29 protein-coding genes are annotated in these 23,287 nt (G+C 69.8%); 13 read left to right on the top strand and 16 right to left on the bottom strand.

The window, feature by feature from the left end; all coding sequences use genetic code 11:
- Nucleotides 1–184: 184 nt before the first annotated feature.
- Nucleotides 185–862: an NUDIX hydrolase gene (locus tag ACO2Q3_RS06880; protein ID WP_423306917.1), complete on the top strand. Its 678-nt coding sequence runs from the start codon at nt 185–187 to the stop codon at nt 860–862.
- Nucleotides 834–1,610 (top strand): nucleotidyltransferase domain-containing protein, encoded by a 777-nt coding sequence (locus ACO2Q3_RS06875; RefSeq protein WP_423305819.1) that lies wholly within the window; start codon nt 834–836, stop codon nt 1,608–1,610. Before ACO2Q3_RS06880 ends, ACO2Q3_RS06875 begins: the two co-directional genes overlap by 29 nt.
- On the opposite strand, the gene ACO2Q3_RS06870 is transcribed toward ACO2Q3_RS06875, so the two are convergent.
- Nucleotides 1,588–2,043, bottom strand: coding sequence for a helix-turn-helix domain-containing protein (locus tag ACO2Q3_RS06870; RefSeq protein ID WP_423305818.1), 456 nt, complete (start codon nt 2,041–2,043; stop codon nt 1,588–1,590). The two genes, ACO2Q3_RS06875 and ACO2Q3_RS06870, sit on opposite strands and share 23 nt — an antisense overlap.
- Before the next feature lie 74 nt (nt 2,044–2,117).
- On the opposite strand from ACO2Q3_RS06870, the gene ACO2Q3_RS06865 reads away from it, so the two are divergent.
- The 3 genes from ACO2Q3_RS06865 to ACO2Q3_RS06855 all read left to right on the top strand — a co-directional run bounded on the left by ACO2Q3_RS06865 (nt 2,118) and on the right by ACO2Q3_RS06855 (nt 4,203).
- Nucleotides 2,118–2,915: a class I SAM-dependent methyltransferase gene (locus tag ACO2Q3_RS06865; RefSeq protein WP_423305817.1), complete on the top strand. Its 798-nt coding sequence runs from the start codon at nt 2,118–2,120 to the stop codon at nt 2,913–2,915.
- Nucleotides 2,916–3,000: 85 nt separating this feature from the next.
- Nucleotides 3,001–3,168, top strand: coding sequence for a 50S ribosomal protein L33 (rpmG, locus tag ACO2Q3_RS06860; protein ID WP_423305816.1), 168 nt, complete (start codon nt 3,001–3,003; stop codon nt 3,166–3,168).
- 237 nt (nt 3,169–3,405) lie between these two features.
- On the top strand, nt 3,406–4,203 hold the full coding sequence (locus ACO2Q3_RS06855) for a hypothetical protein (protein WP_423305815.1): 798 nt from the start codon (nt 3,406–3,408) through the stop codon (nt 4,201–4,203).
- Nucleotides 4,204–4,460: 257 nt separating this feature from the next.
- Here ACO2Q3_RS06855 and ACO2Q3_RS06850 read toward each other — a convergent pair whose 3' ends face one another.
- A complete protein-coding gene (locus ACO2Q3_RS06850) occupies nt 4,461–5,825 on the bottom strand; it encodes a PleD family two-component system response regulator (protein ID WP_423305814.1) in 1,365 nt (454 codons plus the stop codon).
- Nucleotides 5,826–5,830: 5 nt separating this feature from the next.
- Nucleotides 5,831–6,196 (bottom strand): response regulator, encoded by a 366-nt coding sequence (locus ACO2Q3_RS06845; RefSeq protein ID WP_423305813.1) that lies wholly within the window; start codon nt 6,194–6,196, stop codon nt 5,831–5,833.
- Between the two features lie 176 nt (nt 6,197–6,372).
- Between ACO2Q3_RS06845 and ACO2Q3_RS06840 the strand changes: the two genes are divergently transcribed.
- The 6 genes from ACO2Q3_RS06840 to ACO2Q3_RS06815 all read left to right on the top strand — a co-directional run bounded on the left by ACO2Q3_RS06840 (nt 6,373) and on the right by ACO2Q3_RS06815 (nt 12,632).
- Nucleotides 6,373–6,966 carry a hypothetical protein gene (locus ACO2Q3_RS06840; protein WP_423305812.1) on the top strand — a complete coding sequence of 198 codons (594 nt, stop codon included), beginning with the start codon at nt 6,373–6,375 and terminating at the stop codon, nt 6,964–6,966.
- Nucleotides 6,963–7,865 carry an ROK family protein gene (locus tag ACO2Q3_RS06835; protein WP_423305811.1) on the top strand — a complete coding sequence of 301 codons (903 nt, stop codon included), beginning with the start codon at nt 6,963–6,965 and terminating at the stop codon, nt 7,863–7,865. The genes ACO2Q3_RS06840 and ACO2Q3_RS06835 overlap by 4 nt, the downstream gene beginning before the upstream one ends.
- A 17-nt stretch (nt 7,866–7,882) precedes the next feature.
- On the top strand, nt 7,883–9,151 hold the full coding sequence (locus ACO2Q3_RS06830; RefSeq protein ID WP_423305810.1) for a DNA polymerase IV: 1,269 nt from the start codon (nt 7,883–7,885) through the stop codon (nt 9,149–9,151).
- Between the two features lie 111 nt (nt 9,152–9,262).
- Complete coding sequence (clpS, locus tag ACO2Q3_RS06825) at nt 9,263–9,592, top strand: ATP-dependent Clp protease adapter ClpS (protein ID WP_423305809.1); 330 nt, start codon at nt 9,263–9,265, stop codon at nt 9,590–9,592.
- Nucleotides 9,593–9,602: 10 nt separating this feature from the next.
- On the top strand, nt 9,603–11,927 hold the full coding sequence (gene clpA, locus ACO2Q3_RS06820; RefSeq protein ID WP_423305808.1) for an ATP-dependent Clp protease ATP-binding subunit ClpA: 2,325 nt from the start codon (nt 9,603–9,605) through the stop codon (nt 11,925–11,927).
- Between the two features lie 99 nt (nt 11,928–12,026).
- A complete protein-coding gene (locus ACO2Q3_RS06815) occupies nt 12,027–12,632 on the top strand; it encodes an NUDIX hydrolase (RefSeq protein ID WP_423305807.1) in 606 nt (201 codons plus the stop codon).
- 2 nt (nt 12,633–12,634) lie between these two features.
- Here ACO2Q3_RS06815 and ACO2Q3_RS06810 read toward each other — a convergent pair whose 3' ends face one another.
- From ACO2Q3_RS06810 to ACO2Q3_RS06775, 8 genes are all read right to left on the bottom strand, one after another.
- Nucleotides 12,635–12,943, bottom strand: a complete 309-nt coding sequence (locus ACO2Q3_RS06810; RefSeq protein WP_423305806.1) for a transcriptional regulator — start codon at nt 12,941–12,943, stop codon at nt 12,635–12,637.
- Nucleotides 12,940–13,389, bottom strand: coding sequence for a hypothetical protein (locus ACO2Q3_RS06805; RefSeq protein ID WP_423305805.1), 450 nt, complete (start codon nt 13,387–13,389; stop codon nt 12,940–12,942). Before ACO2Q3_RS06805 ends, ACO2Q3_RS06810 begins: the two co-directional genes overlap by 4 nt.
- A gap of 83 nt (nt 13,390–13,472) precedes the next feature.
- A complete protein-coding gene (locus ACO2Q3_RS06800) occupies nt 13,473–13,952 on the bottom strand; it encodes a hypothetical protein (RefSeq protein ID WP_423305804.1) in 480 nt (159 codons plus the stop codon).
- Between the two features lies 1 nt (nt 13,953).
- Complete coding sequence (locus ACO2Q3_RS06795; RefSeq protein WP_423305803.1) at nt 13,954–14,391, bottom strand: HIT family protein; 438 nt, start codon at nt 14,389–14,391, stop codon at nt 13,954–13,956.
- Between the two features lie 54 nt (nt 14,392–14,445).
- Entirely contained in the window at nt 14,446–15,612 is a 1,167-nt protein-coding gene (locus ACO2Q3_RS06790) for a GNAT family N-acetyltransferase (protein WP_423305802.1), read from the bottom strand.
- Nucleotides 15,609–16,373: a glycerophosphodiester phosphodiesterase gene (locus tag ACO2Q3_RS06785; RefSeq protein WP_423305801.1), complete on the bottom strand. Its 765-nt coding sequence runs from the start codon at nt 16,371–16,373 to the stop codon at nt 15,609–15,611. The genes ACO2Q3_RS06790 and ACO2Q3_RS06785 overlap by 4 nt, the downstream gene beginning before the upstream one ends.
- Nucleotides 16,370–16,831, bottom strand: a complete 462-nt coding sequence (locus ACO2Q3_RS06780; RefSeq protein ID WP_423305800.1) for a RidA family protein — start codon at nt 16,829–16,831, stop codon at nt 16,370–16,372. The genes ACO2Q3_RS06785 and ACO2Q3_RS06780 overlap by 4 nt, the downstream gene beginning before the upstream one ends.
- 122 nt (nt 16,832–16,953) lie before the next feature.
- Complete coding sequence (locus ACO2Q3_RS06775; protein ID WP_423305799.1) at nt 16,954–17,391, bottom strand: phasin family protein; 438 nt, start codon at nt 17,389–17,391, stop codon at nt 16,954–16,956.
- Between the two features lie 291 nt (nt 17,392–17,682).
- Between ACO2Q3_RS06775 and ACO2Q3_RS06770 the strand changes: the two genes are divergently transcribed.
- Nucleotides 17,683–19,110 (top strand): D-alanyl-D-alanine carboxypeptidase, encoded by a 1,428-nt coding sequence (locus ACO2Q3_RS06770; protein WP_423305798.1) that lies wholly within the window; start codon nt 17,683–17,685, stop codon nt 19,108–19,110.
- Here the strand turns inward: ACO2Q3_RS06770 and ACO2Q3_RS06765 are convergent.
- Nucleotides 19,107–19,430: a hypothetical protein gene (locus ACO2Q3_RS06765; RefSeq protein WP_423305797.1), complete on the bottom strand. Its 324-nt coding sequence runs from the start codon at nt 19,428–19,430 to the stop codon at nt 19,107–19,109. The two genes, ACO2Q3_RS06770 and ACO2Q3_RS06765, sit on opposite strands and share 4 nt — an antisense overlap.
- Nucleotides 19,431–19,598: 168 nt before the next feature.
- On the opposite strand from ACO2Q3_RS06765, the gene ACO2Q3_RS06760 reads away from it, so the two are divergent.
- The gene (locus tag ACO2Q3_RS06760) at nt 19,599–20,459 is read left to right on the top strand and encodes a sigma-70 family RNA polymerase sigma factor (protein WP_423305796.1); all 861 of its coding nucleotides are present in this window, start codon (nt 19,599–19,601) and stop codon (nt 20,457–20,459) included.
- 5 nt (nt 20,460–20,464) lie between these two features.
- On the opposite strand, the gene ACO2Q3_RS06755 is transcribed toward ACO2Q3_RS06760, so the two are convergent.
- From ACO2Q3_RS06755 to ACO2Q3_RS06740, 4 genes are all read right to left on the bottom strand, one after another.
- Nucleotides 20,465–21,232 (bottom strand): TIGR00266 family protein, encoded by a 768-nt coding sequence (locus ACO2Q3_RS06755; protein ID WP_423305795.1) that lies wholly within the window; start codon nt 21,230–21,232, stop codon nt 20,465–20,467.
- Nucleotides 21,233–21,285: 53 nt separating this feature from the next.
- On the bottom strand, nt 21,286–21,888 hold the full coding sequence (locus ACO2Q3_RS06750) for a hypothetical protein (RefSeq protein WP_423305794.1): 603 nt from the start codon (nt 21,886–21,888) through the stop codon (nt 21,286–21,288).
- Nucleotides 21,889–21,972: 84 nt separating this feature from the next.
- Nucleotides 21,973–22,392: a J domain-containing protein gene (locus ACO2Q3_RS06745; RefSeq protein ID WP_423305793.1), complete on the bottom strand. Its 420-nt coding sequence runs from the start codon at nt 22,390–22,392 to the stop codon at nt 21,973–21,975.
- Between the two features lie 12 nt (nt 22,393–22,404).
- Nucleotides 22,405–23,184, bottom strand: coding sequence for a division plane positioning ATPase MipZ (locus ACO2Q3_RS06740; RefSeq protein WP_423305792.1), 780 nt, complete (start codon nt 23,182–23,184; stop codon nt 22,405–22,407).
- Nucleotides 23,185–23,287: the final 103 nt, after the last annotated feature.

Genomic DNA, 23,287 nt, shown 5'->3' with positions numbered 1-23,287 from the left:
CAATTAGACGGGAACCAGATGCGGCCTACAAGCACCGGCTGTCGAACCGGGACGTTTCGGCGCAGCGCAGGGTAAACGCAACCTTGGCGACGTTTCCGCAACGACAGGCTTTTCCCGCGGCCCGCCCCGCGCCTACAGTCGGGGGATGACCGAACAAGCGTTTGACCCCCAGCCCGAGCAGGCCATGCGCATCCAGCGCAAGCCTGGCTCCAAGGCCGCCCGTCCCCGGGACGCGGCCACCCTGATCATCATCCGCCAGGACGGACCCGGGCCGCGCGTGCTGATGGGCCGCCGCCACGGCGGGCACGACTTCATGCCGGACAAGTGGGTGTTCCCGGGCGGACGCATCGACCGCAGCGACTTCCGCGCCCCGTTCGCCACCGACGTCCGGACCGAAGTGGCGCTGAAGCTGGACAAGCTGTCCCCGGCGGGCCGTGGCCGCGCCCTGGCTCTGACCGCGGTGCGCGAGACGTTCGAGGAGACCGGCCTGCTGCTGGGCAAGCCCGGCCCGTCGCGGCCGACCGTCGGGCCCTGGCGCGAATTCCTGGCCCAGGGCGTGCTGCCGGACCTCGATGCGCTCGACTTTATCGCCCGGGCGATCACCCCGCCGATGGTGCCCAAGCGCTTCGACGCCCGCTTCTTCCTGGCCGACGCCGCGCGCCTGGTCAGCCTGGAGCGCCAGGCTGACTGCGGCGAGCTGGACGAGATCGCCTGGTTCGACCTCAAAGCGGCCCTCGCCCTCGACCTGCCCACCGTCACCCGCTTCGTGTTGCGCGAGGTGCCCCAGCGGCTGAAGGACCCGGCGCGGCCGGCCCCGTTCCTGCGCTTCACCCGTGGCGGCCAGAACCTCCAGCATCTCTGAGGGGGACGCCGCCTTCGCCCGGCTGCTGGCCGAGGCGCAGGGCTCGCCCGAGGTGCTGGGCCTGTGGCTCGGCGGCTCGCGCGGCAAGGGACGCGCCACCGCCCGCTCGGACTACGACCTCGGCCTGGTGCTCCAGGATGGCCGCCACCCGCCCTGGAGGGCCCGCCTGGCGGCGATTCCGGGCTTCGACGCCCAGGTGTTCGACCACGCGGGCTTTGCCGCCTACGCGGCCTGGGGCGGCCCGCAGGCCTGGGATCGCTACAGCTTCGCCCACGTCCGGGCGCTGATCGACCGCACCGGCGACATCCAGGCGCTGATCGACGCCAAGGCGGCGGTCCCTCCGGATCAGGTCTTCGCCTTCATCGACGCCGCGCTCGACCGCTTCGTCAACCAGCTCTACAGGGCCTGCAAATGCCTCAGGGACGGCGACGCCCTGGCCTCGCGGCTGGAGGCGGCGCAGGCGCCGGACGCCTTCCTCGACGCCGTCTTCGCCCTGCACGGCGGCCGGCTGAGGCCCTACGCCAAATACCTTGCCTGGGAGCTGACCGAGCACCCGCTGAGCCACGCGCCGTGGCCGGCCGTGGACCTCCTGGCGCTGCTGGATCAGGCGCTGAGCCCCATCCCCGTCCCCGCCCTGCAGGCCCTGCTGGCCGGGCTCGAGCCCCTGGCGCGCGCCGCCGGCCATGGCGGCGTGCTCGACGCCTGGGGCGAGGTCCTGCCGCTGGTCAGAACCTTCGCCGCGCCCTGACGGGCATCAGAGCCGGCTGCGGCAGCAGCCAGGCCAGCCAGTCGGCCGCCCGCCGTTCCAGGCCGTCCCAGGGCGACGCGCGACGCGCGGCCCGCGAGGCGACGGCCCCCGCCGCCCCGGCCAACCCGCCGCCCAGCAGTTCCTCCAGCCGCCGCGCCAGCGCATCGAGCAGCGCCTTGCAGCCGGCCAGGCTTGTCCCGGCCAACGCTTCGCGCCGCGCCGCCGCCAGCAGGATGGCGGTCTTGTCGGGGAAGTACTGGTAGAGCGTGCCGATGCTGACGCCGGCGCGCTCGGCGACCCGGTTGGTGGTCAGCCGACCGGCGCCGTCCCGGGCCAGCACTTCCAGCGCGGCCTGCAATATTGAGTCGTAGGTCGCCCGCGAGCGCGCCTGTCGCGGCCGACGGCGTTGAGAGGCTTCGACTTTTCGGGTCATCGCGGACGCTCCAAAGGCGAGTATGCGCCGCCAGCCTAGCGGGCGAAGGTCAGCCGTCAACGCGGGAGGCCCTCATGATCCAGTCGTTCACCACCGCCGGCGGCGCGGCCTTCGACGACGCCGATGTGGCGCGCAGCTACGCCTGCCGGCCGCCCTACGCCTCGGCCGCGATCGTCGCCCTGGCCGGCCTGCCCGCGGCCCGCCGGCGCGCCCTCGACCTCGGCTGCGGCCCTGGCAAGCTGGCCGGGCCACTGGCGCTGCACTTCGCGCAGGTGACCGCCCTCGATCCCTCCGGCCCGATGCTGGCCGAGGCCCGGCGGCTGTGGCCGGCGGACAACATCCGCTGGCTGCAGGCCAGCGACGCCGGCGCCCCTCTGGACGAGCCGTACGACCTGGTGACGGCCGGAACCTCGATCCACTTCATGGATCACGCCACGCTGTTTCCGCGGCTGGCGCACGCCACCGGGCTGTTCGCCACCGTGTCGGGCGACCATCCGCCGGCCCCGCCCTGGAAGGCCGTCTGGGACGAGGCGATGGACCTGTGGCTGCGCCGCGTCGGCCGCACGCCCGATCCGGCCGGCTTCCACGCCTTCGGCCATCGCCACGAGGCCTGGATCGACTTCCTGGGGCGACGCGCGTTCGCCTTCACCGTCTCCCAGCCTCTGGACGCCTTCATCCGGGGTCAGCATTCGCGTGCGACCTGGGCGCGCGCCGCAATGGGCGCAGACCTGGCGCAGGCCTTCGACGCCGACCTGGAGCGGCGCCTGCGGCCCTGGACCGCGGACGGCCGCCTCACATATGAACTGGTCACCGAGGTCGTCTGGGGGCGCCCCCGCAGCTCGCCTCAGCCTGCGGCGACGGGTGAGGCGTGAGCGCCGTTGACTTTCGCCCGCGGATTCGTATGTTCCGCGGCTTCCAATTTACCGGCCCCGCGCCGGCCCGTCAGGACTGAACGCCATGGCCAAACCGGCATCCATCAAGATCAAGCTGAATTCGTCGGCCGATACCGGCTTCTACTACGTGACCAAGAAGAACGCCCGGACCATGACCGAGAAGCTCGTGCTGAAGAAGTACGACCCGGTGGTGCGCAAGCACGTCGAATTCCGCGAAGGCAAGATCAAGTAGGCTGCCAACCGGCCCACGAACACCGTAAGCGCCCGGCCCCTGGTCGGGCGTTTTGCGTTTCGGGGCGCCTTTTGCGTTTCGGTTGACGCCGCGCGCTGGCCGGCGCACCTTTTTCGGCATCGTTCACCGCGCCTTGCGGTGGGCCGTGGGGTACCGCCCTGCGGTAGATGGATCGCCTGGACCGCTCGTCCCGGCGCGACATCTGCTGCGGGGCGCCGTCATATCGGAGACGGACCCTTGGCCAGGACTTTCACCCTCACCCCCGCCCAGCGCGAGCGCTTCGATCAGGACGGCGTGCTGCGCCTGCCCGGCTTCCTGCCGGCGGCCGACGCCGCCGCCATGGCCGACGCGCTCTGGGCGGACCTGCGGCGGCGATTCGACATCCGCCGCGACGACCCGGCCAGCTGGACCGTCCAGCGGCCGGCCCAGTTCCAGACGCTGGTGCGCGCCGGCGCGTTCGCGCGGCTGGAGCGGCTCGGCTACCCCGAACTGGCGCAGGCCTTCCTGGGCGAAGGCTGCGCCCGCGGATCGAAGGCCTGGGCCCTGCCGCTGGTCACCTTCCCCACGGGCGAGACCTGGGACGTGCCGCACAACACCTGGCACCTGGACCTGCCGGCGGCCGGGTCGCTGGACGAGCTGCCGGCGTTGCGGCTGTTCTGCTTGCTGGAGCCGGTCGAGCCGCGCGCCGGGGGCACGCCCTATCTCGAGGCCTCGCACCGGGTGGTGCTGGACCGCGCGCGCCGGCAGGCCAGGGCGGGCGGCTGGCGTTCCGGCGACATGCGCGAGACTCTGAAGGCGGAGGAGCCCTGGCTCGCCGCGTTGATGACCGCCGGCGGCCCGGACCGCATCCGTCGGTTCATGATCGAGGGCGGCGTGCTGGGCGGCGTTCCGGTGAAGGTCCGCGAGATGACCGGCCAGGCCGGCGACGTGATCGTCATGCACCCGGCGGTGTTCCACACCCTGGCGCCGAACGCCCTGGCGCGACCGCGGCTGATGCTGACGGAGACCTTCTATCGCAAGGGGACGTTCGGCTAGGCGGCGCACAGCTAGGCCCAGAAATTCGCGCAAATGCTCCCCCCGTCACCCTCGGGCGCAAGTCCCGAGGGTCCATGCGCGCGTGAGAACGGGTGGCGCGCTTCGAAGGGCGCGCCACGGCAGGACGGCGGCCGCCTTTGCGACGCTTCGCTGCCGCTCGCGACTTCACCGCACGTGTTCATGGATCCTCGGGACTGAGGCCCGAGGATGACGGTGCAGGGGCGGAGACGGGCGCCGAACGGCCGAGGATCAAGCCCTCACGCCGCCTTGGCGATGACCTTGTTGCGGCCGGCGGCCTTGGCTTCGTACACGGCCTCGTCGGCGCGCTTGAGCAGGGCCTCGGCGTGATCGCCGTCGCCGAGGGTGGCGGCGACGCCGATGGAGATGGTGACGGTCAGCTGCTCGGCGCCGCCCGCCACGCGGAACGGTGAGCCGGCGACGTTGCGGCGGATGCGCTCGGCGATGCGCTCGGCGTCCGACAGGCGGGTGTCCGGCATGATCACCATGAACTCCTCGCCGCCGTAGCGGCACGGCAGGTCCACGGCGCGCACGTTCGAGGCCAGGCGCACCGCGAACTCGCGCAGCACCTCGTCGCCGATGTCGTGGCCGAAGCTGTCGTTGATCTTCTTGAAGTGGTCGATGTCGATCATCAGCGCCGCGACCGGATCGCCGCCGCGCACCGCCCGGTTGACCAGGGCCCCCAGCTGGCCGGTCATGTAGCGCCGGTTGTGCAGGCCGGTGAGCTGGTCGGTGACCGCCAGCTCCAGCGAGTGATCCAGGTTGTTGCGCAGGAAGTCGGTGTAGCGCTTGCCGCGGATCTGGCTCTTCACCCGGGCGGCCAGCTCCTGGGGATCGATCGGCCGGGTCAGGATGTCGTTGAAGCCGATCTCCAGCGCCTTGACCAGGCGCGGGCGCTCGTCCGGATCGACCACGCCCAGGATCGGCAGGTGCCGGGTGTGCTCGTCCGAGCGCAGCTGGGCGGCGAAGCGCAGGCCGTCGAAGCCCTTGGCGTTGGCGTTGACGATCACCAGGTCGACCGGGCCGCGGGCGGTCAGCGCCGCCTTCTCGGGGTCGGACTCCACCACCGGCCGATGGTCGATGGAGAGTTCGCCGGCGATGCGCTGGGCCTGGCGTTCCTGGTCGTCGACGATCAGCACCCGGCCGCCCTGCCCGCCCAGGCGCGCCGCGGCGCCGGCGATCACGCCGATGCGACGGCCGGAGGCCTCGCGCTGGCGCAGTTCGTCGATCACCACCTTCAGCCGGGTCAGGCTCTTGACCCGGGCGAACAGCATCAGGTCGTCGATCGGCTTGGTCAGGAACTCGTCGGCGCCCGCCTCCAGGCCGGTGATGCGGTCCGCACGTCCGTCGAGGGCGGTGACCAGCACCACCGGGATATGCCGGGTCTCGGGGTCTTCCTTCAGCCGCTTGCAGACCTGGAAGCCGTCCATGCCCGGCATCATCACGTCCAGCAGCACGATGTCCGGCTTCTCGGCGGCGGCGATCGCCAGCGCCGTGACCCCGTCGTAGGCCGTCAGCACATCGTAGTATTCCGCCTGCAGCTTGGCCTGCAGCAGCCGGACGTTTGCGTCGATGTCGTCTACGACCAGGATCCGGGCGGTCATCGTGCCTAGTCCAGGAAACGGCGGATGGTGTCGAGGAAGTAGGCCACGGAAATGGGCTTGGCGATATAGGCCTCGCACCCGCCTTCGCGGATGCGCTCCTCGTCACCCTTCATGGCGAAGGCCGTGACCGCGACCACCGGAATGTGGCTCAGCGCCTCGTCTTCCTTCAGCCACTTGGTGACCTCCAGGCCGGAAATCTCGGGCAGCTGGATGTCCATCAGGATCAGGTCGGGATGATATTCGCGGGCGAGCTTGAGCGCCTGCAGCCCCTCCCGGGTCTGCAAGGTCTCATAACCCTGAGCGTCGAGCAGATCATGAAACAGCTTCATGTTCAGCTCGTTATCCTCGACGATGAGGACTCTCTTCGCCATCAGGAACCCGACTTCCCAAACCCCATCGACCCTCACGCGACTCGTGGGGTCTGTGTTTCAATGCGCAAGACACAACAATATCCTTACCTTCCGGTTAGCCCTTCAGGTAACGCCCCCTGTCCGAAATCGTCCTTCCCCCTGAAATTGCAAGCCTTGCGGTGGATCCCGAGGCGCCGATGGTCATCGTCGACGTGGACGAAGTCCTGGGCCTGTTCATGCGCAGCTTCGAAACGTTCGTCGTCAAGCGCGGCTACGAGATGCGCATCACCCGCTTCGCCCTGTTCCAGAGCATCTACGAGCCCGGCTCCGACCAGCACCTTGATATCGCCGTGGGGCGGATGCTGTTCGACGAGTACTTCGCCGGCGAGGTGGAGCACATGGAGCTGACGCCCGGCGCGGCGGCGGCGCTGAACGCCTTCGCCGAGGTGGCCAGTGTGGTGATCCTGACCAACGCCCCGCCGCAGGGCCGCGACCCGCGCACCCGCTGGCTGGTGCGCAACGAGCTGCACTTCCCGCTGGTGATCAACTCGGGACCCAAGGGGGCCAGCGTAGCCGCCATCGCCGCCAAGACCACCGGCCCGGTGGCCTTCATCGACGACCTGATGCCGAACCTCGACTCCGTCGCCGAGGCCGCGCCGCGCGTGCGGCGGTTCCAGCTGGTGGCCGACGAGCGGCTTCGGCCACATGCCTACTCGGCGCCCGACCGGCATCCACGCTATGACGACTGGGCGGACCTCCAGGCCGCAGTGCTGGAGGCGATTCTTTCATGATCCGTATCGGTATCGACTTCGGGGGCACCAAGATCGAAGCGGCCGCCCTCGACGAGCGGGGGACCTATGTCGCGCGCGTGCGCCAGCCGAACCCCGGCGAGTACGGCGCGGCCGTCGAGACCGTGGTCCGGCTGGTCAAGGAGGCCCGTCGCGAGGCCGGGATCAGCGAGGCGACCATCGGCATGGGCATGCCCGGCTCGATCTCGCCGAAGACCGGCCGCATGCGCAACGCCAACAGCGTCTGGCTGAACGACAAGCCGTTCAAGGAGGACCTGGAGCGGGCTCTGGGCCAGACCATCCGGGTGGAGAACGACGCCAACTGCTTCGCCCTGTCCGAGGCCACGGACGGCGCGGCGGCCGGCGCCGACGGCGTGTTCGGCGCCATCCTGGGCACCGGCTGCGGCGGCGGCGTGGTGGTGCGCGGTCGCACGGTGGAGGGCCGAAACCGCATCGGCGGCGAATGGGGCCACACCCCCCTGCCCTGGCCCAGCGCCGACGAACGAGCCACGCACCATTGCTGGTGCGGTCGCACCGACTGCCTGGAGACCTGGATCTCCGGCAGCGCCTTCGGCGAGGACTACCTGGCCGCGACGGGGCGCAAGCTGCCCGGCGACCAGATCATCGCCGCCATGCGCCAGGGCGAACCGGAGGCCCGGTCCGCGTTCGACCGCTACGTGAACCGGCTGGGGCGCGCCCTGGCGGTGATCTGCGACATCCTCGATCCGGACGTGATCGTGTTCGGTGGCGGCATGTCGAACACCACCGAGCTCTACGATCGCGTGCCGCCGGTGATCGCGCGCTACGCCTTCTCCGACGTCTTCACCACCCGCATCGTGCAGGCCGCCCACGGCGATTCGTCCGGCGTGCGCGGGGCGGCCTGGCTGTGGCCACTCGACTAGGCAGGAGGGCTGCGGCCTTGAAAGCCTTCTGCCGCGACTGCTTCTGGACCGGCGAGGCTGCGGTGAAGCGGTGCCCGACGTGCGGCTCGCCGCGCATTCTGGCGCATGCAGAGCTGGACCTTCTCTCGATCGCGCACATGGACTGCGACGCCTTCTACGCCTCGGTGGAGAAGCGCGACCGCCCGGAGCTGCGCGATCTGCCGGTGATCGTCGGCGGGGGCGTGCGCGGGGTGGTGACCACCTGCTGCTACATCGCCCGCATCAGCGGCGTGCGCTCGGCCATGCCGATGTTCCAGGCCCGCCGGCTGTGCCCCCAGGCCGTGATCATCAAGCCTGACTTCACGAAGTACCGCACCGAGAGCCGGCGGATTTTCGAGAAGGTGCGCCACCTGACGCCGCTGGTGCAGGGCCTGTCGCTGGACGAGGCCTGGATGGACCTGTCCGGCACCGAGCGCCTGCACGGCGCCCCGCCGGCCCTCACCCTGGCCCGGCTGCAGGCCGAGATCGAGCGCGAGGTGGGCATCACCGTCTCCATCGGCCTGGCGCCCAACAAGTTCCTGGCCAAGATCGCCTCCGACCTGGACAAGCCGCGCGGCTTTGCGGTGATCGGCGCCGCCGAGGCGGAGGCCTTCCTGGCCCCGCGGCCGGTGGGCGTCATCCCCGGGGTCGGCCCCGCCTTCGCCCGCAGCCTGGAGAAGGCCGGCTACCGTACGGTGGGCGACCTGGCCCGAGAGGATCCCCGGGTGCTGGCCGAGCGGTTCGGGGCGGGCGGCCTGCGGCTGGCCGATCTTTCCCGCGGTCGCGACACGCGCGCCGTCGATCCCGACCAGGCGCGCAAGAGCATCAGCGCCGAGACCACCTTCAATGAGGACCTCACCCGGCTGGCCGACCTGGAGGACCAGCTGTGGCCGCTGTGCGAGAAGGTGGCCCGCCACGCGCGCGCCGAAACCATCGCCGGCAGGGTGGTGGTCCTGAAGCTGCGCGACTCGGTTTTCCGCATCACCACGCGGCGCAGAACGCTGCCGATCGCCACCCAGACGGCCAAGACCCTGTTCCAGATCGGTCGCGAGCTGTTGAAACCCGAGGTGGGGGCTGCGGCTTATCGCCTTATCGGGATTGGCATGTCGGAGCTGGTGGATGGCGATCTGGCCGTTTCGGATTTTTTCGCAGCCGCGGAATCGCGCGCCCTGCAAAGCGAAAAAGCCTTGGACGCCCTCAGACAGCGCTTCGGCGCCGACGCCGTGGTCTCCGCACGGACCCTCAAGAACGGACCGCGTGCAAATTGACCGCAGAGCCGCCGGTCGAACGTCGGTCTTGAAACGCCCCTTCCAATGCGGCCTAGTTCTCATATCTAATTGGAGGGGAGGCCCTTAAGCCTCCCGCGTTGGAGACCCGTCGTGGCGGAGAAGCAGCAAGGGAACGAGACTATCGGCACGGGAACGGCCATCGTCACCCAGACGAAGACCAAGACCCAAAAGCCGTCCATGTATCGCGTGTTGATTCTCAACGATGACTACACGCCCATGGAATTTGTGGTCTACGTTCTGGAGCGCTTCTTCAATAAATCGCGCGAAAGCGCGACGCGTATCATGCTCCACGTCCACCAGAACGGCGTCGGCGTCTGCGGCGTTTTTACGTACGAAGTGGCTGAAACCAAAGTTGCGCAGGTGATTGAGACGGCTCGCCGTCATCAGCACCCGCTGCAATGCACCATGGAAAAGGACTGAGAGGCCCAGCTTGCCATCATTCTCGCGTAACCTGGAAGAATCCCTTCACCGCGCGGTCGCCTTTGCGAACCAGCGCAAACACGAATACGCGACCCTCGAGCACCTGCTGCTCTCCCTCATCGACGACGCCGACGCCTCCAATGTGATGCGCGCCTGCGACGTGGACCTGGCCGAGCTGAAGAAGAACCTCACCGCCTACGTCGACAACGAGCTGAAGTCCCTGGTCGTGGACGACGGCGAGGACGCCAAGCCCACGGCGGGCTTCCAGCGCGTGATCCAGCGCGCGGTGATCCACGTTCAGTCCTCGGGCCGTGACGACGTCACCGGCGCGAACGTGCTGGTGGCGATCTTCTCCGAGCGGGAAAGCCACGCGGCGTATTTCCTGCAGCAGCAGGAGATGACCCGTTACGACGCGGTCAACTTCATCGCGCATGGCATCGCCAAGAAGGCCGGCGCCTCCGAGGCGCGCCCCACCAAGGGCGCGGGCGAGGAGGAGGAGAAGCCAGCCGTCAAGACCGGCGGCGAGGCCCTGGAAGCCTATTGCATCAACCTCAATGAGAAGGCCCGCCAGGGCAAGGTCGACCCGCTGATCGGGCGGACGGCCGAGGTCGAGCGCTGCATCCAGATCCTCTGCCGGCGCACCAAGAACAATCCGCTGCTGGTGGGCGACCCCGGCGTCGGCAAGACGGCCATCGCCGAAGGGCTGGCCCGCAAGATCGTCACCCACCAGGTGCCGGACGTGCTGGCCAAGGCGACCATCTTCAGCCTGGACATGGGTTCGCTGCTGGCCGGCACCCGCTACCGCGGCGACTTCGAGGAGCGGGTCAAGCAGGTCATCAAGGAACTCGAGAACCACGACGGCGCGATCCTGTTCATCGACGAGATCCACACCGTCATCGGCGCCGGCGCCACCAGCGGCGGGGCCATGGACGCCTCGAACCTGCTGAAGCCGGCCCTGGCCTCGGGCACCCTGAAGTGCATGGGCTCCACCACCTACAAGGAGTTCCGCCAACACTTCGAGAAGGACCGCGCCCTGGTGCGCCGGTTCCAGAAGATCGACGTCAACGAGCCGACGGTCGAGGACACCATCAAGATCCTCAAGGGTCTGAAGACCTACTACGAGGAGTTCCACAAGCTGAAGTACACCAACGAGGCCATTCGCGCCTCGGTGGAGCTGTCGGCCAAGTACATCAACGACCGCAAGCTGCCCGACAAGGCCATCGACATCATCGACGAGGCCGGGGCCAGCCAGATGCTGCTGCCGGAATCCAAGCGCAAGAAGATCATCGGTCTGAAGGAAGTGGAGGCGGTGGTCGCCAAGATCGCCCGCATCCCGCCCAAGTCGGTCTCCAAGTCCGACACCGAGGCCCTCAAGCAGCTTGAAGTCGACCTGAAGGGGGCGGTGTTCGGCCAGGACGAGGCGATCCTGCAGCTCTCCAGCGCCATGAAGATGGCGCGGGCGGGCCTGCGCGACGCCAACAAGCCGATCGGCTGCTACCTGTTCTCCGGTCCCACCGGCACCGGCAAGACCGAGACCGCCCGCCAGCTGGCCTCGACCCTGGGCATCGAGCTCCTGCGCTTCGACATGTCGGAGTACATGGAGCGGCACACGGTCAGCCGCCTGATCGGCGCGCCTCCCGGCTATGTCGGCTTCGACCAGGGCGGCCTGCTGACCGACGCCGTCGACCAGCATCCGCACGCGGTGGTGCTGCTCGACGAAATCGAGAAGGCGCACCAGGACGTCTACAACATCCTGCTGCAGGTGATGGACCACGGCACCCTGACGGACGCCAACGGCAAGAAGGTCGACTTCAGGAACGTGATCCTGATCATGACCACCAACGCCGGGGCCTCCGACAGCCAGCGCAACTCCATCGGCTTCGGCCGCGGCAAGGTGGAAGGCCAGGACGAAGAGGCGATCAAGCGCCTGTTCACCCCGGAATTCCGCAACCGCCTCGACGCCGTGGTGGCCTTCAAGCCGCTGAACCAGGACGTCATCCGCATGGTGGTGCAGAAGTTCGTCCTGCAGCTGGAAGCCCAGCTGGCCGACCGGCACGTCACCATCGAAGCCTCGGAAGAGGCGCTCGATTGGCTGGCCAAGAACGGCTACGACGAGCTCTACGGCGCCCGCCCCCTGGGCCGGGTGATCCAGGAGCAGATCAAGCGCCCCCTGGCCGACGACATCCTGTTCGGACGCCTCTCCAAGGGCGGCCACGTCAAGGTGGTGCTGCAGGACGGCAAGCTGGCCTTCGAGTTCGACGAGAAGACCGCCCCGCCCTCCACGGCCGAGACGGTCGACGACTCCGACGCCGAGGAGCCGGCGCTGGCCGAATAGGCCGCGCCCCATCCACGACCAGCGAGCGCCCCGCCGTTGCCGGCGGGGCGTTTCGTTTTGCGCTGTGGGAATCGACGCCAGGCGGCCCATAGTCGGGCGATGGACGCCCTGAAACAGACGGTCATGGCCAACCTGGCGGCGTTCCCGCGCTTGGCGCTGCAGCGGCCCGACCTGCGCCCGGCCGCCGTGACCGTGCTGATCTCGCCCGTGGACGGCGCGCCGACCTTCGCCCTCACCCGCCGGGCGCTGACCATGCGCCGGGGCGCCGGCAACTACGCCCTGCCCGGCGGCAACCTCGACGCCGGCGAGAGCCCGGAGGACGGCGCCTTGCGCGAGACCTGGGAGGAGCTGGGCGTCGCCCTGCCCGCCCATGCGGCCCTCGGGCGGCTGGACGACTTCGTCACCCTGGGCGGGCACATGGTGACCCCCGTGGTGGCCTGGTCCGATGCGCCGCTGACCCTGAAGCCCGATCCCACCGAGGTGCACGACGCCTGGCTGATCCCGCTGGAGCACCTGGATCACCCGCAGTCGCCCCGCGCCGAAGCGCACCCGGACGGCGGCGAGCCGATCCTGCGCATGTTCGCCAACGGCCAGTGGATCAATCCGCCGACCGCCGCCTTCCTCTACCAGTTTCGCGAGGTGGCGCTGCACGGCCGCTGGACCCGGGTGGCCGGCGTCGGCCAGCCGCCGTGGACCGCCCGCTGACCCTACTCGGCGGCCATCCGGTCCACGACCGCCGCCAGCGCCTCGAGCGCCTTGACGTGATCGGCGAAAGCCCGCCTCCCGGCCTTGGTGATCTGGGCCCAGGTGCGCTGGCGTCCGTCGAGGGCCGCCTTGCGCAGATTGACGTACCCCGCATCGACCAGGGCAGACAGGTGCTTCGACAGCAGGGAATCGCTGACCTTCACGATCTTCTTGAGCAGGGCGAATTCGGCGTCATGCACCCCCGCCAGCACCGCCATGATCTGCAGTCGGGCGGGCGGGTGGATCGTCGGGTCGAAGCCGCCCTCGCTCACGGCAGCTGTTCCAGTTCGCGGCGATAGATCCGCTGCCACCAGGCGCTGGCGAAATAGGCGAGCACCGAGGCGACGGCGCCGCACCCGATCGGCGCCCAGACGATCCCCAGGGCGTCCCTGAGCCAGAGGGCCAGCGCTAGCAGGCCCAGGGTCAGACCCAGCAGGGTGAAGGTCAGCGGGCGCGTGCGCCCGGCGCGGTAGCCGTTGATGAACATGCCCGTGCGCCGGCGATCCCAGATGACCACCAGGGCGACCCCCGCCAGCATCAGGGCCTCGACGAATAGCGGCCAGGGCAAGGGCGCAGCCTGGCCGGCGATGAGCCCGCCCAGCAGGCCTGCGAAGGCGAGATGCCGCGCGGGAGGGCAGTTGGCGGCTGCCGCCAGTTCGGCGCGCGAGCGCCGCAGGGCTTCCAGCGCTTCGGTAGCTTCCGCGGATGAGAGAGACATCGGTTCACCTTCACTTTCCAATGTGGAAAGTATGCGAGCGACTTTCCAATTCGTCAAGTGACGATCACAGCGATGGCGTGGCGCTAGAGATCAAGCGTCAGGGTCATCGTCTCGCCGAACGGCGTCGCCTTCCAGCGTCCCTCGAGCTGGCGCATCCGCTCGCGCACGGCGGTCATGAAACCGGGCGTCAGCCAGCGCGGAGCGCCCTCGTCGTAGACCTCGAGGAATTCGCGCACCTGGGCCACGAAAGCCTCGTCGTCGAGCTCGGGCTGCGCGAGCGCTCCGGTCAGGGCCCCGACCACCCGCTCGGTGATGGCGATCTCGCCGCCCAGGGCCATGCCGCCGGCGACCCGCAGCTCCTCGTAGCCGCCGATCTTGGCCAGGATGCCGTAGAACGAACCGCGCAGGCCCGCCTCGCTCTCCACCGCGAAGTGCAGCAGGTCGTGCTGCAGCAGGCTGCGGGTCTCCATCTCCACCGTCTCGCCGCTGCCGTCGGGACGCCGGTAGGCGAAGCGGTGATGGGTGGGCGAGATGCGGGTGAAGCTGACCTCCAGCCCGCTCATGTCAGCGGATGGCCGCGGCGATCGCCGCCGCCTGTTCGGCCAGCACCTTGGGATCGGCCATGCCGCCGCTGGCGTGCCGGCCGAGCGGAACGCCCTCGGTGCGGGGGATGACGTGCACGTGCAGGTGATAGACGGTCTGGCCGGACGCCGCGCCGTTGAACTGCATGATGGCGATGGCGTCCGGCTTCAGCGCCTGGCGCACCGCCCGGGCCACCTTCCGCGTTGTGCGCATCACCGCCGCCAGGTCGGCGTCGTCCACCTCCAGCAGGTTGCGCGCCGTCGAGCGCTTGTGGATCACCAGAACATGGCCGCTGGCCTGGGGGAACACGTCCATGAAGGCCAGGGTGTCGGCGTCCTCATACACCTTCGCCGACGGCGCCTCGCCGCGCACGATCTTGGCGAAGATGTTGTCTGGATCGTAGGTCCCATCGAGGCTCATGGCCGCTCTTCCTTCCCTGATGCGCCCTTCTCCTAGCAAGGATCCGGCGGGCGATCACTCGGCGTGGCGGAAGGGAGAATACTCTTCGGCCAGCCAGTCCATCTCGCCCTGCACCGCGCGCCGCTCCTCCTCCAGGAACCGTCCAACGGCGTTCCTCAGGCCGCGATCGGCGATGTAATGCGCCGAATAGACGGCGCTCGGCAGATAGCCGCGGGCGATCTTGTGCTGCCCCTGCGCCCCCGCCTCCACCCGCGCCAGGCCGCGCTCGATGGCGAAGTCGATGGCCCGGTAGTAGCAGAGCTCGAAGTGCAGGAAGGGCACGTCTTCCAGGCAGCCCCAGTTGCGGCCGAACAGGCAGTCGCCGCCGATCAGGTTCAGCGCCCCGGCGATGTAGCGCCCACCGCGCCTAGCCATCACCAGCAGCACCCGGTCGGCCATGCGCTCGCCCAGCAGCGAGAAGAACAGCCGGTTCAGGTACGGCCGGCCCCACTTGCGCGAGCCGGTGTCCATGTAGAACTGGTAGAAGGCGTCCCAATGCTCTTCGCTGAGCGCCGCGCCGGTGAGCATCTCGATCTCGAGCCCGGCGTTGGCGTCGCGCCGCTCGCGGCGGATGGTCTTGCGCCGGCCCGAGGACAGCGCGCCCAGGAAGTCGTCAAAGCCGCCGTAGCCGGCGTTGTGCCAGTGGTACTGCTGGTTCTGGCGCAGCAGCAGGCCTTGCTCGCCCATGAACACCCACTCGTCCTCGGTGGGGAAGTTCACCCCCAGGTTCGAGACCTCGAACCGGTCGCACAGCGCCAGCGCCCCGCCCAGCAGGTAGCGCCGGCCCTCGTCGACATCGACGTCGCCCCGCACCAGCAGCCGGGGGCCGGTCACCGGCGAGAACGGCGAGGCGCACAGCAGCTTCGGATAGTAGCGCCCGCCCGCGCGCTCGTAGGCGTCGGCCCAGCTGTGGTCGAAGATGTATTCGCCCTGGCTGTGCGACTTCAGATACATCGGCGCGACGGCGGCCACCTGGCCGGCCTCGTCCTCGACGGTCAGGTGCTGCGGCCCCCAGCCGGTGCGCTCGACGGCGCAGCCGCTCTCTTCCAGGATGTCGAGGAAGTCGTAGGCGACGAACGGATTGCCGTGGTGGGCGGGCGCGCCGGCGCAGGCGTCCCACGCCGCCCGGCCGATCTCGTTGATTCTGCGGTGTACGCGAACAGCGGCCTGCAGGCCTGTCACGCAGCGAACCCCTCGAAGATCAGGTTGTCGCAGCCGTCCTTGATCGCGTCCCATTCCTGCGGACTGCGCAGGGTCCAGGCGATGATCGGATAGCCCTTGGCGCGGAACTCCTCGGCCTTGGACCCGGGCAGCATGTCGGTGCTGAGCGCCAGGAAATGCGGCCGGGCGAACGAGACGTGTTGCAGGTCGGCGAAGGCCTTGCGCAGATCCGGGGCCAGCGGCGACTGGCCCTTGGAATAGTCGTAGCTGTCCAGCCCGCGCAGCACCTTCGGATGATGGTCGGCGAACCAGGCGTGGGAATAGGGATTGAAGCCGATCACGCAGGTCGGGCCGTTGTGGTCGATCAGGATGTCGTGCACGCGCCGCTCCAGCGGACCGACCTCGCCGTACGGCGTCTTGATCTCGATGTGCACCATGGCCCGGTGGCCGATCAGGGTCAGGGTGTCGGCCAGGGTCGGGATGGTCTCGTCCGAACCGTTCAGCTTCATCTGGCCGAGATCGGCGGCGGAATAGTCGGAAATGCGCCCTTCCCGGCCGCACATCCGCTCCAGCTTGCTGTCATGGAACACCACCGCCTCGCCGTCGGCGGTCAGCTGTACGTCGAGCTCGATGCCGTAGCCGGCCTGGCAGGCGGCCTGGAAGGCGCCCAGGGAGTTCTCCGGCGGCCCGTCCGGCGACCACAGGCCACGGTGGGCGATGGCCGGCTGGAACAGCATCTCCCACAGTTCGCCGAACTGCTGCCTGCCGTCAGCCTCGATCATGGCGCTTCCACCACGGCGTCGACCTCGACGGCGAAGTTCATCGGCAGGCGGTAGACGCCCACGGCCGAGCGCGCATGCCGCCCCAGGTCGCCGAACACCTCGACGATCAGGTCCGAGCAGCCGTTGACCACCTTGGGGATGTCGAAGAACTGCGGACCGGCCTGGACGAAGCCGCCCAGCTTCAGCACCCGCTTCACCCGCGACAGGTCGCCGTCACAGGCCGCCTTCATCTGGGTGATCAGGTTGATGGCGCACAGCCGCGCGGCCGCCTGCGCCTGCTCCAGGCTCACGTCCTCGCCAACGACGCCGCGGACGCCGCCGCTCGCATCCACCGAGACCTGGCCGGAGATGTGGATCAGCGATCCGGCGCGGGTGAACGGGACATAGTTGGCCACCGGCGCCACCGGCTGGGGCAGCGTGATACCAAGGGCGGCAAGGCGATCTTCGGGCGTCGACATGGCGCCTTGTTAGCGCGTCCCTCGCCCGCGGAAAAGCCAAACACCCAAAATGCAAGAAGCCCGGACCAGCCAAGGTCCGGGCTCCTGATTTTCGCTTCCGGCCCTGGGGCCGGAGGGCGCCCTTAGCGGGCGGCCTGCACGCGTTCGACGAAGGCGGTGACGCGTTCGTTGATCGGGGACATGGAGTCCTTCAGCGAGGCGGCGACCGTCTCGGTCATCTTGTTCATCTCGGCCATGTAGGTCTCGAAGGCCGACTTGGCGAAGGCGGTCTGCAGCTCGACCACTTCCTGCACGCTCTTGGCGGAGGCGAGGGTCTTGGCGGCGGCCACGTTGGCTTCCATCGAGGACTTGGAATAGGCCACGGCCTGGGCGCCCAGGGTCTCGACGCCCTTGGTGGCGGCGGTCACGGAGGCCACGACGGCTTCCAGGTTCTTCTTGGAGTGGGTGTTGAGTTCGCCCATGGCGGCCATGGACTTCTCGACCTGATCCTTGAATGCCTTGTTGCCGGCGGTGGTGAACTGCTCGACGGTGGACTTGAGGGTCTCGGGGCCGGTGGCCATTTGGGGGGCTCCTTGGGGTTTAGCGCGGGGCATGACGTTTCGCATCTGCAAAATGGGTGGCGCGCCAAGGCATAGCTTCCCAGCGCATCCAGGGGGTTGATCTCATGTTGCAGTGCGAAAGTCAACGACATTTTTGTGCACTGCACAATGATGTCACAAAGCCGCGAGTGCGGCGCCTGCGACCCAATTGCTCAACAATCGTTTACCGTGCCGCAAGGAAGATGAACTCATGCTAGGGATCACCCTGGCGGCGCCATAGTCGCCCAGTATGAGTCCATATCGGAGTTCGGAATGAACCAGCGCGCCCGGCGGATTACGAAGCTCCTCGCCGCCCTGGCCGTCGGCGTCTCCGCCGCAGCCCTGCCCGCCCTGGCCCTCGCCCAGGAAGAAGACGATTCCGCCTACAGCGCCTCCACGCCGATGCGGGTCAACACCGCCGAGCCCAAGTACGCGGCGATCGTGGTCGACGCGCGCACCGGCGAAGTGCTCTACGCCAAGCGCGCCGACAGCCCGCGCTACCCGGCCTCGATCACCAAGATCCTGACCATGTACCTGGCGTTCGAGCAGCTGGCCTCCGGCAAGATGAAGCCGACCGACCTGATCACCGTCTCGGCCCACGCCGCCGCCCAGTCGCCGACCAAGCTCGGCCTGCGCCCCGGCGACCAGATCACGGTGGAAGACGCCCTGCACGCGATCGCCGTGAAGTCGGCCAACGACATGGCCGTGGCCATGGCCGAGCACATCGGCGGCTCCGAGCCGCGGTTCGCGGCGATGATGACCCTGCGCGCGCACGAACTGGGGATGAGCAATTCCCACTTCGTCAACGCCTCCGGCCTGCCCGACAGCCGCCAGATCTCGACGGCCCGCGACATCGCCCTGCTGTCGCGCGCGGTGATGCGCGACTACCCGCAGTACTATTCCTTCTTCAGCCAGGAGACCTTCGTCTTCCGCGGCCGCTCGATGAACAACCACAACGGCCTGCTGGGCAAGATGCCCGGCGTCGACGGGCTGAAGACCGGCTTCACCAACGCCGCCGGCTGGAACCTGGCCGCCTCGGCCGTGCGCAACAACACCCGCCTGATCGCCGTGGAACTTGGCGGCCCCTCGCCCAGGACCCGCAACGAGACCGTCGAAGGCCTGCTGCTGACCGGTTTCGACATCATGGACCGCCGCGCCCGCGGCGAGAACATCCAGTACACGCAGAACATGTTCGAGGCCCCGACGGCCGCGCCGACCGTCATGCTCGCCTCGGCCCGCCCGGCGCCGGCCGCGCCGCATGCCCAGGACGCCGCCTCCGATCCGATCGACGTGGTGCTGACCCGTTCGACCAACGCCCCGCCCAGCCTGACGGTGTCCAGCACCATGGCCGGCGCAACCGCGGGGGCGCCGCGCAGCGGCGTTACGCCCGACTATGGCTACGCCGCCCGCCCCGCGCCGATGGCCAGCGCGACGCCCCCGGCGCCCCGGGCGCGGCCGAAGAAGGAGGCGCACAACTGGGTCGTCCAGGTCGGCGCATTCCGCTCCGAGCGCGACGCCCGGCGCCAGCTGGAGAGCGTGGCCAACCGCTTCAGCCGGCTGTTCGACAACGCCGAGGGCGCGGTGGACGGCGGCGGGCGCAACTATCGCGCCCGCTTCTCCGGCTTCACCGAAGGCGCCGCCAAGGATGCCTGCGAAGCCGTCAAGGCCCGCAACATCCCCTGCAGCACAAGCCAGGGCTAGACGCGGGCTTCCGCCCCCTCGAAGCCGTAGCTTTCCACCAGATCCGTGGCGATGCGCAGCGGCTGCGGCGGCTCGACCATCCGCTCGCCCGACGCCGCCGAAAACGCCTTGAAGCTCGGCAGCTCGGTCACCGCGTCGGAGCTGTCGTCCTCGAAGTTGACGAACAGGTGCACGAACTCGTCGCCGCTGCGGAACAGAGCATAGGCGACGCCGTGCGGGCGCACGCGCCGCAGTTCCGCGAACACCTTGCGCGACAGCGCCTCGTTCTCGTCGGCGCGCTCCGGCTTGGCGGCATAGCGCACCAGGGTCACTCGTTGCATGTTGTCTCTCCTGAGAGCGGCCGCACCCTGCGCGCCGCCTGAGGACATCGACGGCCGCCAACGCCGCCGGGATGCGGCGGGAGAATCTTTTTCGCAGGGCGCATCCCTGGGGGCGGCTGCGGCGTCCTAAGCTGGGGGGCCACCCGCCCGCCGCGAGGGAGACCTGCCATGGCCGACGGCGCCGCCGCCCCCGATCTGGGCCAGCTGATGGGCGAACTGCGCCCGCGGCTGCACCGCTATTGCGCGCGCATGGTGGGTTCGGCGCTGGACGGCGAGGACGTGCTGCAGGACGCTCTGGCCAAGGCCGCGGCGGCCGGCATGGCGGGGGTCGACCATCCCGAGCGCTGGCTGTTCCGCATCGCCCACAACACCGCCCTGGACGCTCTGCGCGCCCGCCGGCGGCGCGAGGCGCGCCGGGGCGAGGCCGACGCCGCCGCCCTGCCCGACCCGGCGGGCGCGGCCGACGCCCGCGTGGCCGCCGCCGCCGGCCTGGCGCATTTCCTGGCGCTGCCGCCCGCCGCCCGCGCCGCGGTGGTGATGACCGACGTGCTGGGGCACTCCCTGGACGAGGTGGTCGAGACCCTGGGGGTCACGCCGGCGGCCGCCAAGGCCGCCTTGCATCGCGGCCGCAGGCGACTGCGCGACCACGCCGCCGACCCTGCCGACCCGCCGCCGCTGTCGCCGGCCGAACGCGCGCGCCTGGCCGCCTACGCCGACCGCTTCAACGCCCGCGACTTCGAGGCGCTCCGGGCTTTGCTGGCGGAGGATGTCCGCCTTGAACTGGTGGACCGCCTGCGCCTGAAAGGCCGCCAGGACGTCGGCGTCTATTTCACCCGCTACGCCGCCAACGCGGCCTACGTCGCCCGCCCGTGCCTGGCCGATGGCCGCCCGGCGCTGGCGTTCCACGATCCGGCCGACGGGGCTGACTACGTCGCCTTCTTCGAGGAGGACGATGGCCGGCTCGCGCGCATCCGCGACTTCCGCTACGCCCGCTACTGCATGGAGGGGGTGTCGCTTCGCGACCTCTGACGGCTCTAGCTGTCGCCGCCCAGGATCGCGCCCAGGATGCCGCCCACGCCGGCCGCCGCCAGGCCTGCGCCCACGACGTTGCCGCTGCCCTGCGATTCACCGCCCGGCAGGTAGCGGGCGATCTCCTCGGCCAGGTTCAGGATCGGCATCGACTGCAGGTGCACCTCGCCAGGTCCGGTCAGGCTGGCCAGGAACAGCCCCTCGCCGCCGAACAGGATGTTGCGGAACCCCGGCACCATCTGGATGTCGAACGCCACCGACGGCTCATGCACGCCCACGTGGCCGGCATGCACCAGCAGCCGCTCGCCCGGCGCCAGGCGCTTGGTGACCACCTCGCCAGACAGGTCGAGGAACACCGTGCCCGGGCCGGTGACCTTCTGCAGGATGAAGCCGGCCCCGCCGAAGAAGCCGGAGCCGATGCGTTGCTGCCAGGCCAGTTCCAGGGTCACGCTCTTTTCGGCGCACAGGAAGGTCTCCTTGCGGCAGATCAGCGATTCCCCCGGTCCCAGCGTGCGGGCCAGGATCGAGCCCGGGAAGCGCGGGGCGAAGGCGATGTGCCCCGGGCGGCCCTCGGCGGTGAAGTCGGTGACGAAGAAGCTGCCCCCGGTCAGGCTGCGCTTCAGCCCGGCGAACAGGCCGCCGCCGGTGTTGGTGTGCATGCGCACCCCGTCGGTCATCCAGGCCATGCTGGCCGTCTGGCTGTAGATCGTCTCGCCGGGATTCAGGTCGACGCCCACGGTCTGCATCACCGTCCCGGAAACCTCGAATCGCATGGCCCTCTCCCTGGCTGGGGTCGGCGCAGCATAACACCGGTCGGCCGCCGCGGTCAGGCCGTCAGGGCGAGCACCCGCTCGGCTGCCGCCTCTACCGTCTCCCCGTCGACCACGCGCAACACGGACAGGCCGGCAGCCCGCGCCTCGTCTGCGAACAGCCGGTCGAAATCGAGCGAGCGCCGCAGGAAGGCGTCGATCAGGGCGCGCGCCTCGGCATCCGCCGCCGCATGGCCGCTCTCGCGCTGCATCCGCCGCGCGACCAGCGCCGGATCGGCGGTCACCCAGAACGCCGCCACCCCGGGCCCCAGAACCTCCGCAACCGTCTCCGGCAGCAGGGCCGAGCCCTCGAACACCAGCCCCGGCGCCGCCGGCGCCAGATGCGCGCGCACGATCTCGACGATCTGCGGCGCCAGCCGGCGGTAGTGGGCCAGCACCGAGTCCATCCGCGCCGCATCGCTCAGGTCCCGGTAGTACTCGACCACATGCGGCGGGACCGGACGATCGCCGACGGGCCACGGGCGTCCAGGGTGCCGCGCCAGATAGTCGGTGGATCGCGCCTCCCAGCCCAGCCGCGCGGCCAGCACGGCGGCCACCGACGACTTGCCCGCGTGCGAGCTTCCGCCCAGCAGGATGACCTTCGCCCGGCGCCCGCTCAAACCGGTCCGATCCTGATCATGCGGCCCCGCTCCCCTACGATCTCGCGTCCTGACGCCGCCCACGCTCACCGCAAGCCTGCGACCTCAGCCCAGCAGCGTCGCCCGGGCGGCGTTGAGCTGCGCGGCCAGGCCCGGCGCGCCGCCGGCGTCGGGGTGCACGCGCTTCATCAGCCGGGTGTAGGCGGCCTTGATGTCGTCGACCGTAGCGGCCTCGTCGACCCCCAGGATCGCGCGCGCCTCTGCCGGGCTCATGCCGTGGCGCTGTGGCGGCGCCGCGCCGCGCGGCGCCGGCGGCCGGGCCGCCTGGCCGACATAGATCGCCAGCCCGGCCAGAATCACGCTGCCGATCCATTGCGCCCGCAGCGCCTCGAACAAGGCCCCGCCCGCGGCGGCCGTGGCCAGGGCGGCCACCGCCAGCCGGCTCACCGACCTGGCCGTCAGCCGGCCGCGCCCGACGGCCACCAGGAGGGCGAGGATCGCCGCCCCCAGCGCCAGCCAGATCATCGGCCCTCGCCGCTACTCCGCGGCATGGGCGCTGACGCCGAGCACGCCCAGTTCATGCATCAGGGCCCGCAGCTCCTGGCGCGCCGCCACGTGCGTCAGCGACACCTGCACCGGCCGCACGCCCGGGCCGAGGTCGGCCACGGTCAGGCCGAACGGGAACAGCTCGCGGTAGATCACCCGGTCACGCAGGCCGGCGATGCAGCGGAAGCCCACGCGCCGCGACAGGGCCGCCAGCCGCTCGTCCACCCGCTTGCGGTTGCGCGCCTCGACGCTGGCCAGGCGGTTGCGCAGCACCACCCAGTCGATCGACCGGCCACGCGCCGCGGCGCGCAGCTTGCGCGCCTCCCAGACGCTCTCGGCGTAGAGGCTGGGCCGCACCAGGTTGAGGGTCACCGGATCGACCACGCCCAGCACGTCGAAGTCGACGAAGCTGTCGTTCATCGGCGTGACCACCAGGTCCGCCCGCTGGTGCGCGGCGCGGGACAGCTCTGTGTCGGCCCCGGGCGTGTCGATCACCACGAAGTCCGCGTCGCTGGCGATGGCGGCGTCGAGATCCGACTCGCCGGCGATCGGGCCGATGACCTGCGGCTGCGGCAGGTTCGCGCCCTGCGCCTGCGCCCAGGCCTTGCGGTTGGCGAAGAAGTGGCCGAACGACTGCTGGCGCAGGTCGAGGTCGACCACGGCCACCCGCGCCCCCTCGTGCAGCAGGGCGGTGGCCAGGTGGACGGCGACGGTGGACTTGCCCGCCCCGCCCTTCTCATTGCCAATGACGATCACGCGCCTGTCGGACACGGCCCAGCCCCTGAAGTTGCCGCAAATCAGTTTTCGCGCCAGTGGATACCGCGCCCCGCCGCCACGTCAACGCGACGTTAATCAACCGGACGCCTGGACCCGT

This window comes from Caulobacter sp. KR2-114 (genome assembly GCF_049446115.1).
Lineage (GTDB): Bacteria > Pseudomonadota > Alphaproteobacteria > Caulobacterales > Caulobacteraceae > Acaudatibacter.
Note: the sequence above shows the minus strand (reverse complement) of the source record. Positions and strands in the feature narration are given on the sequence as shown.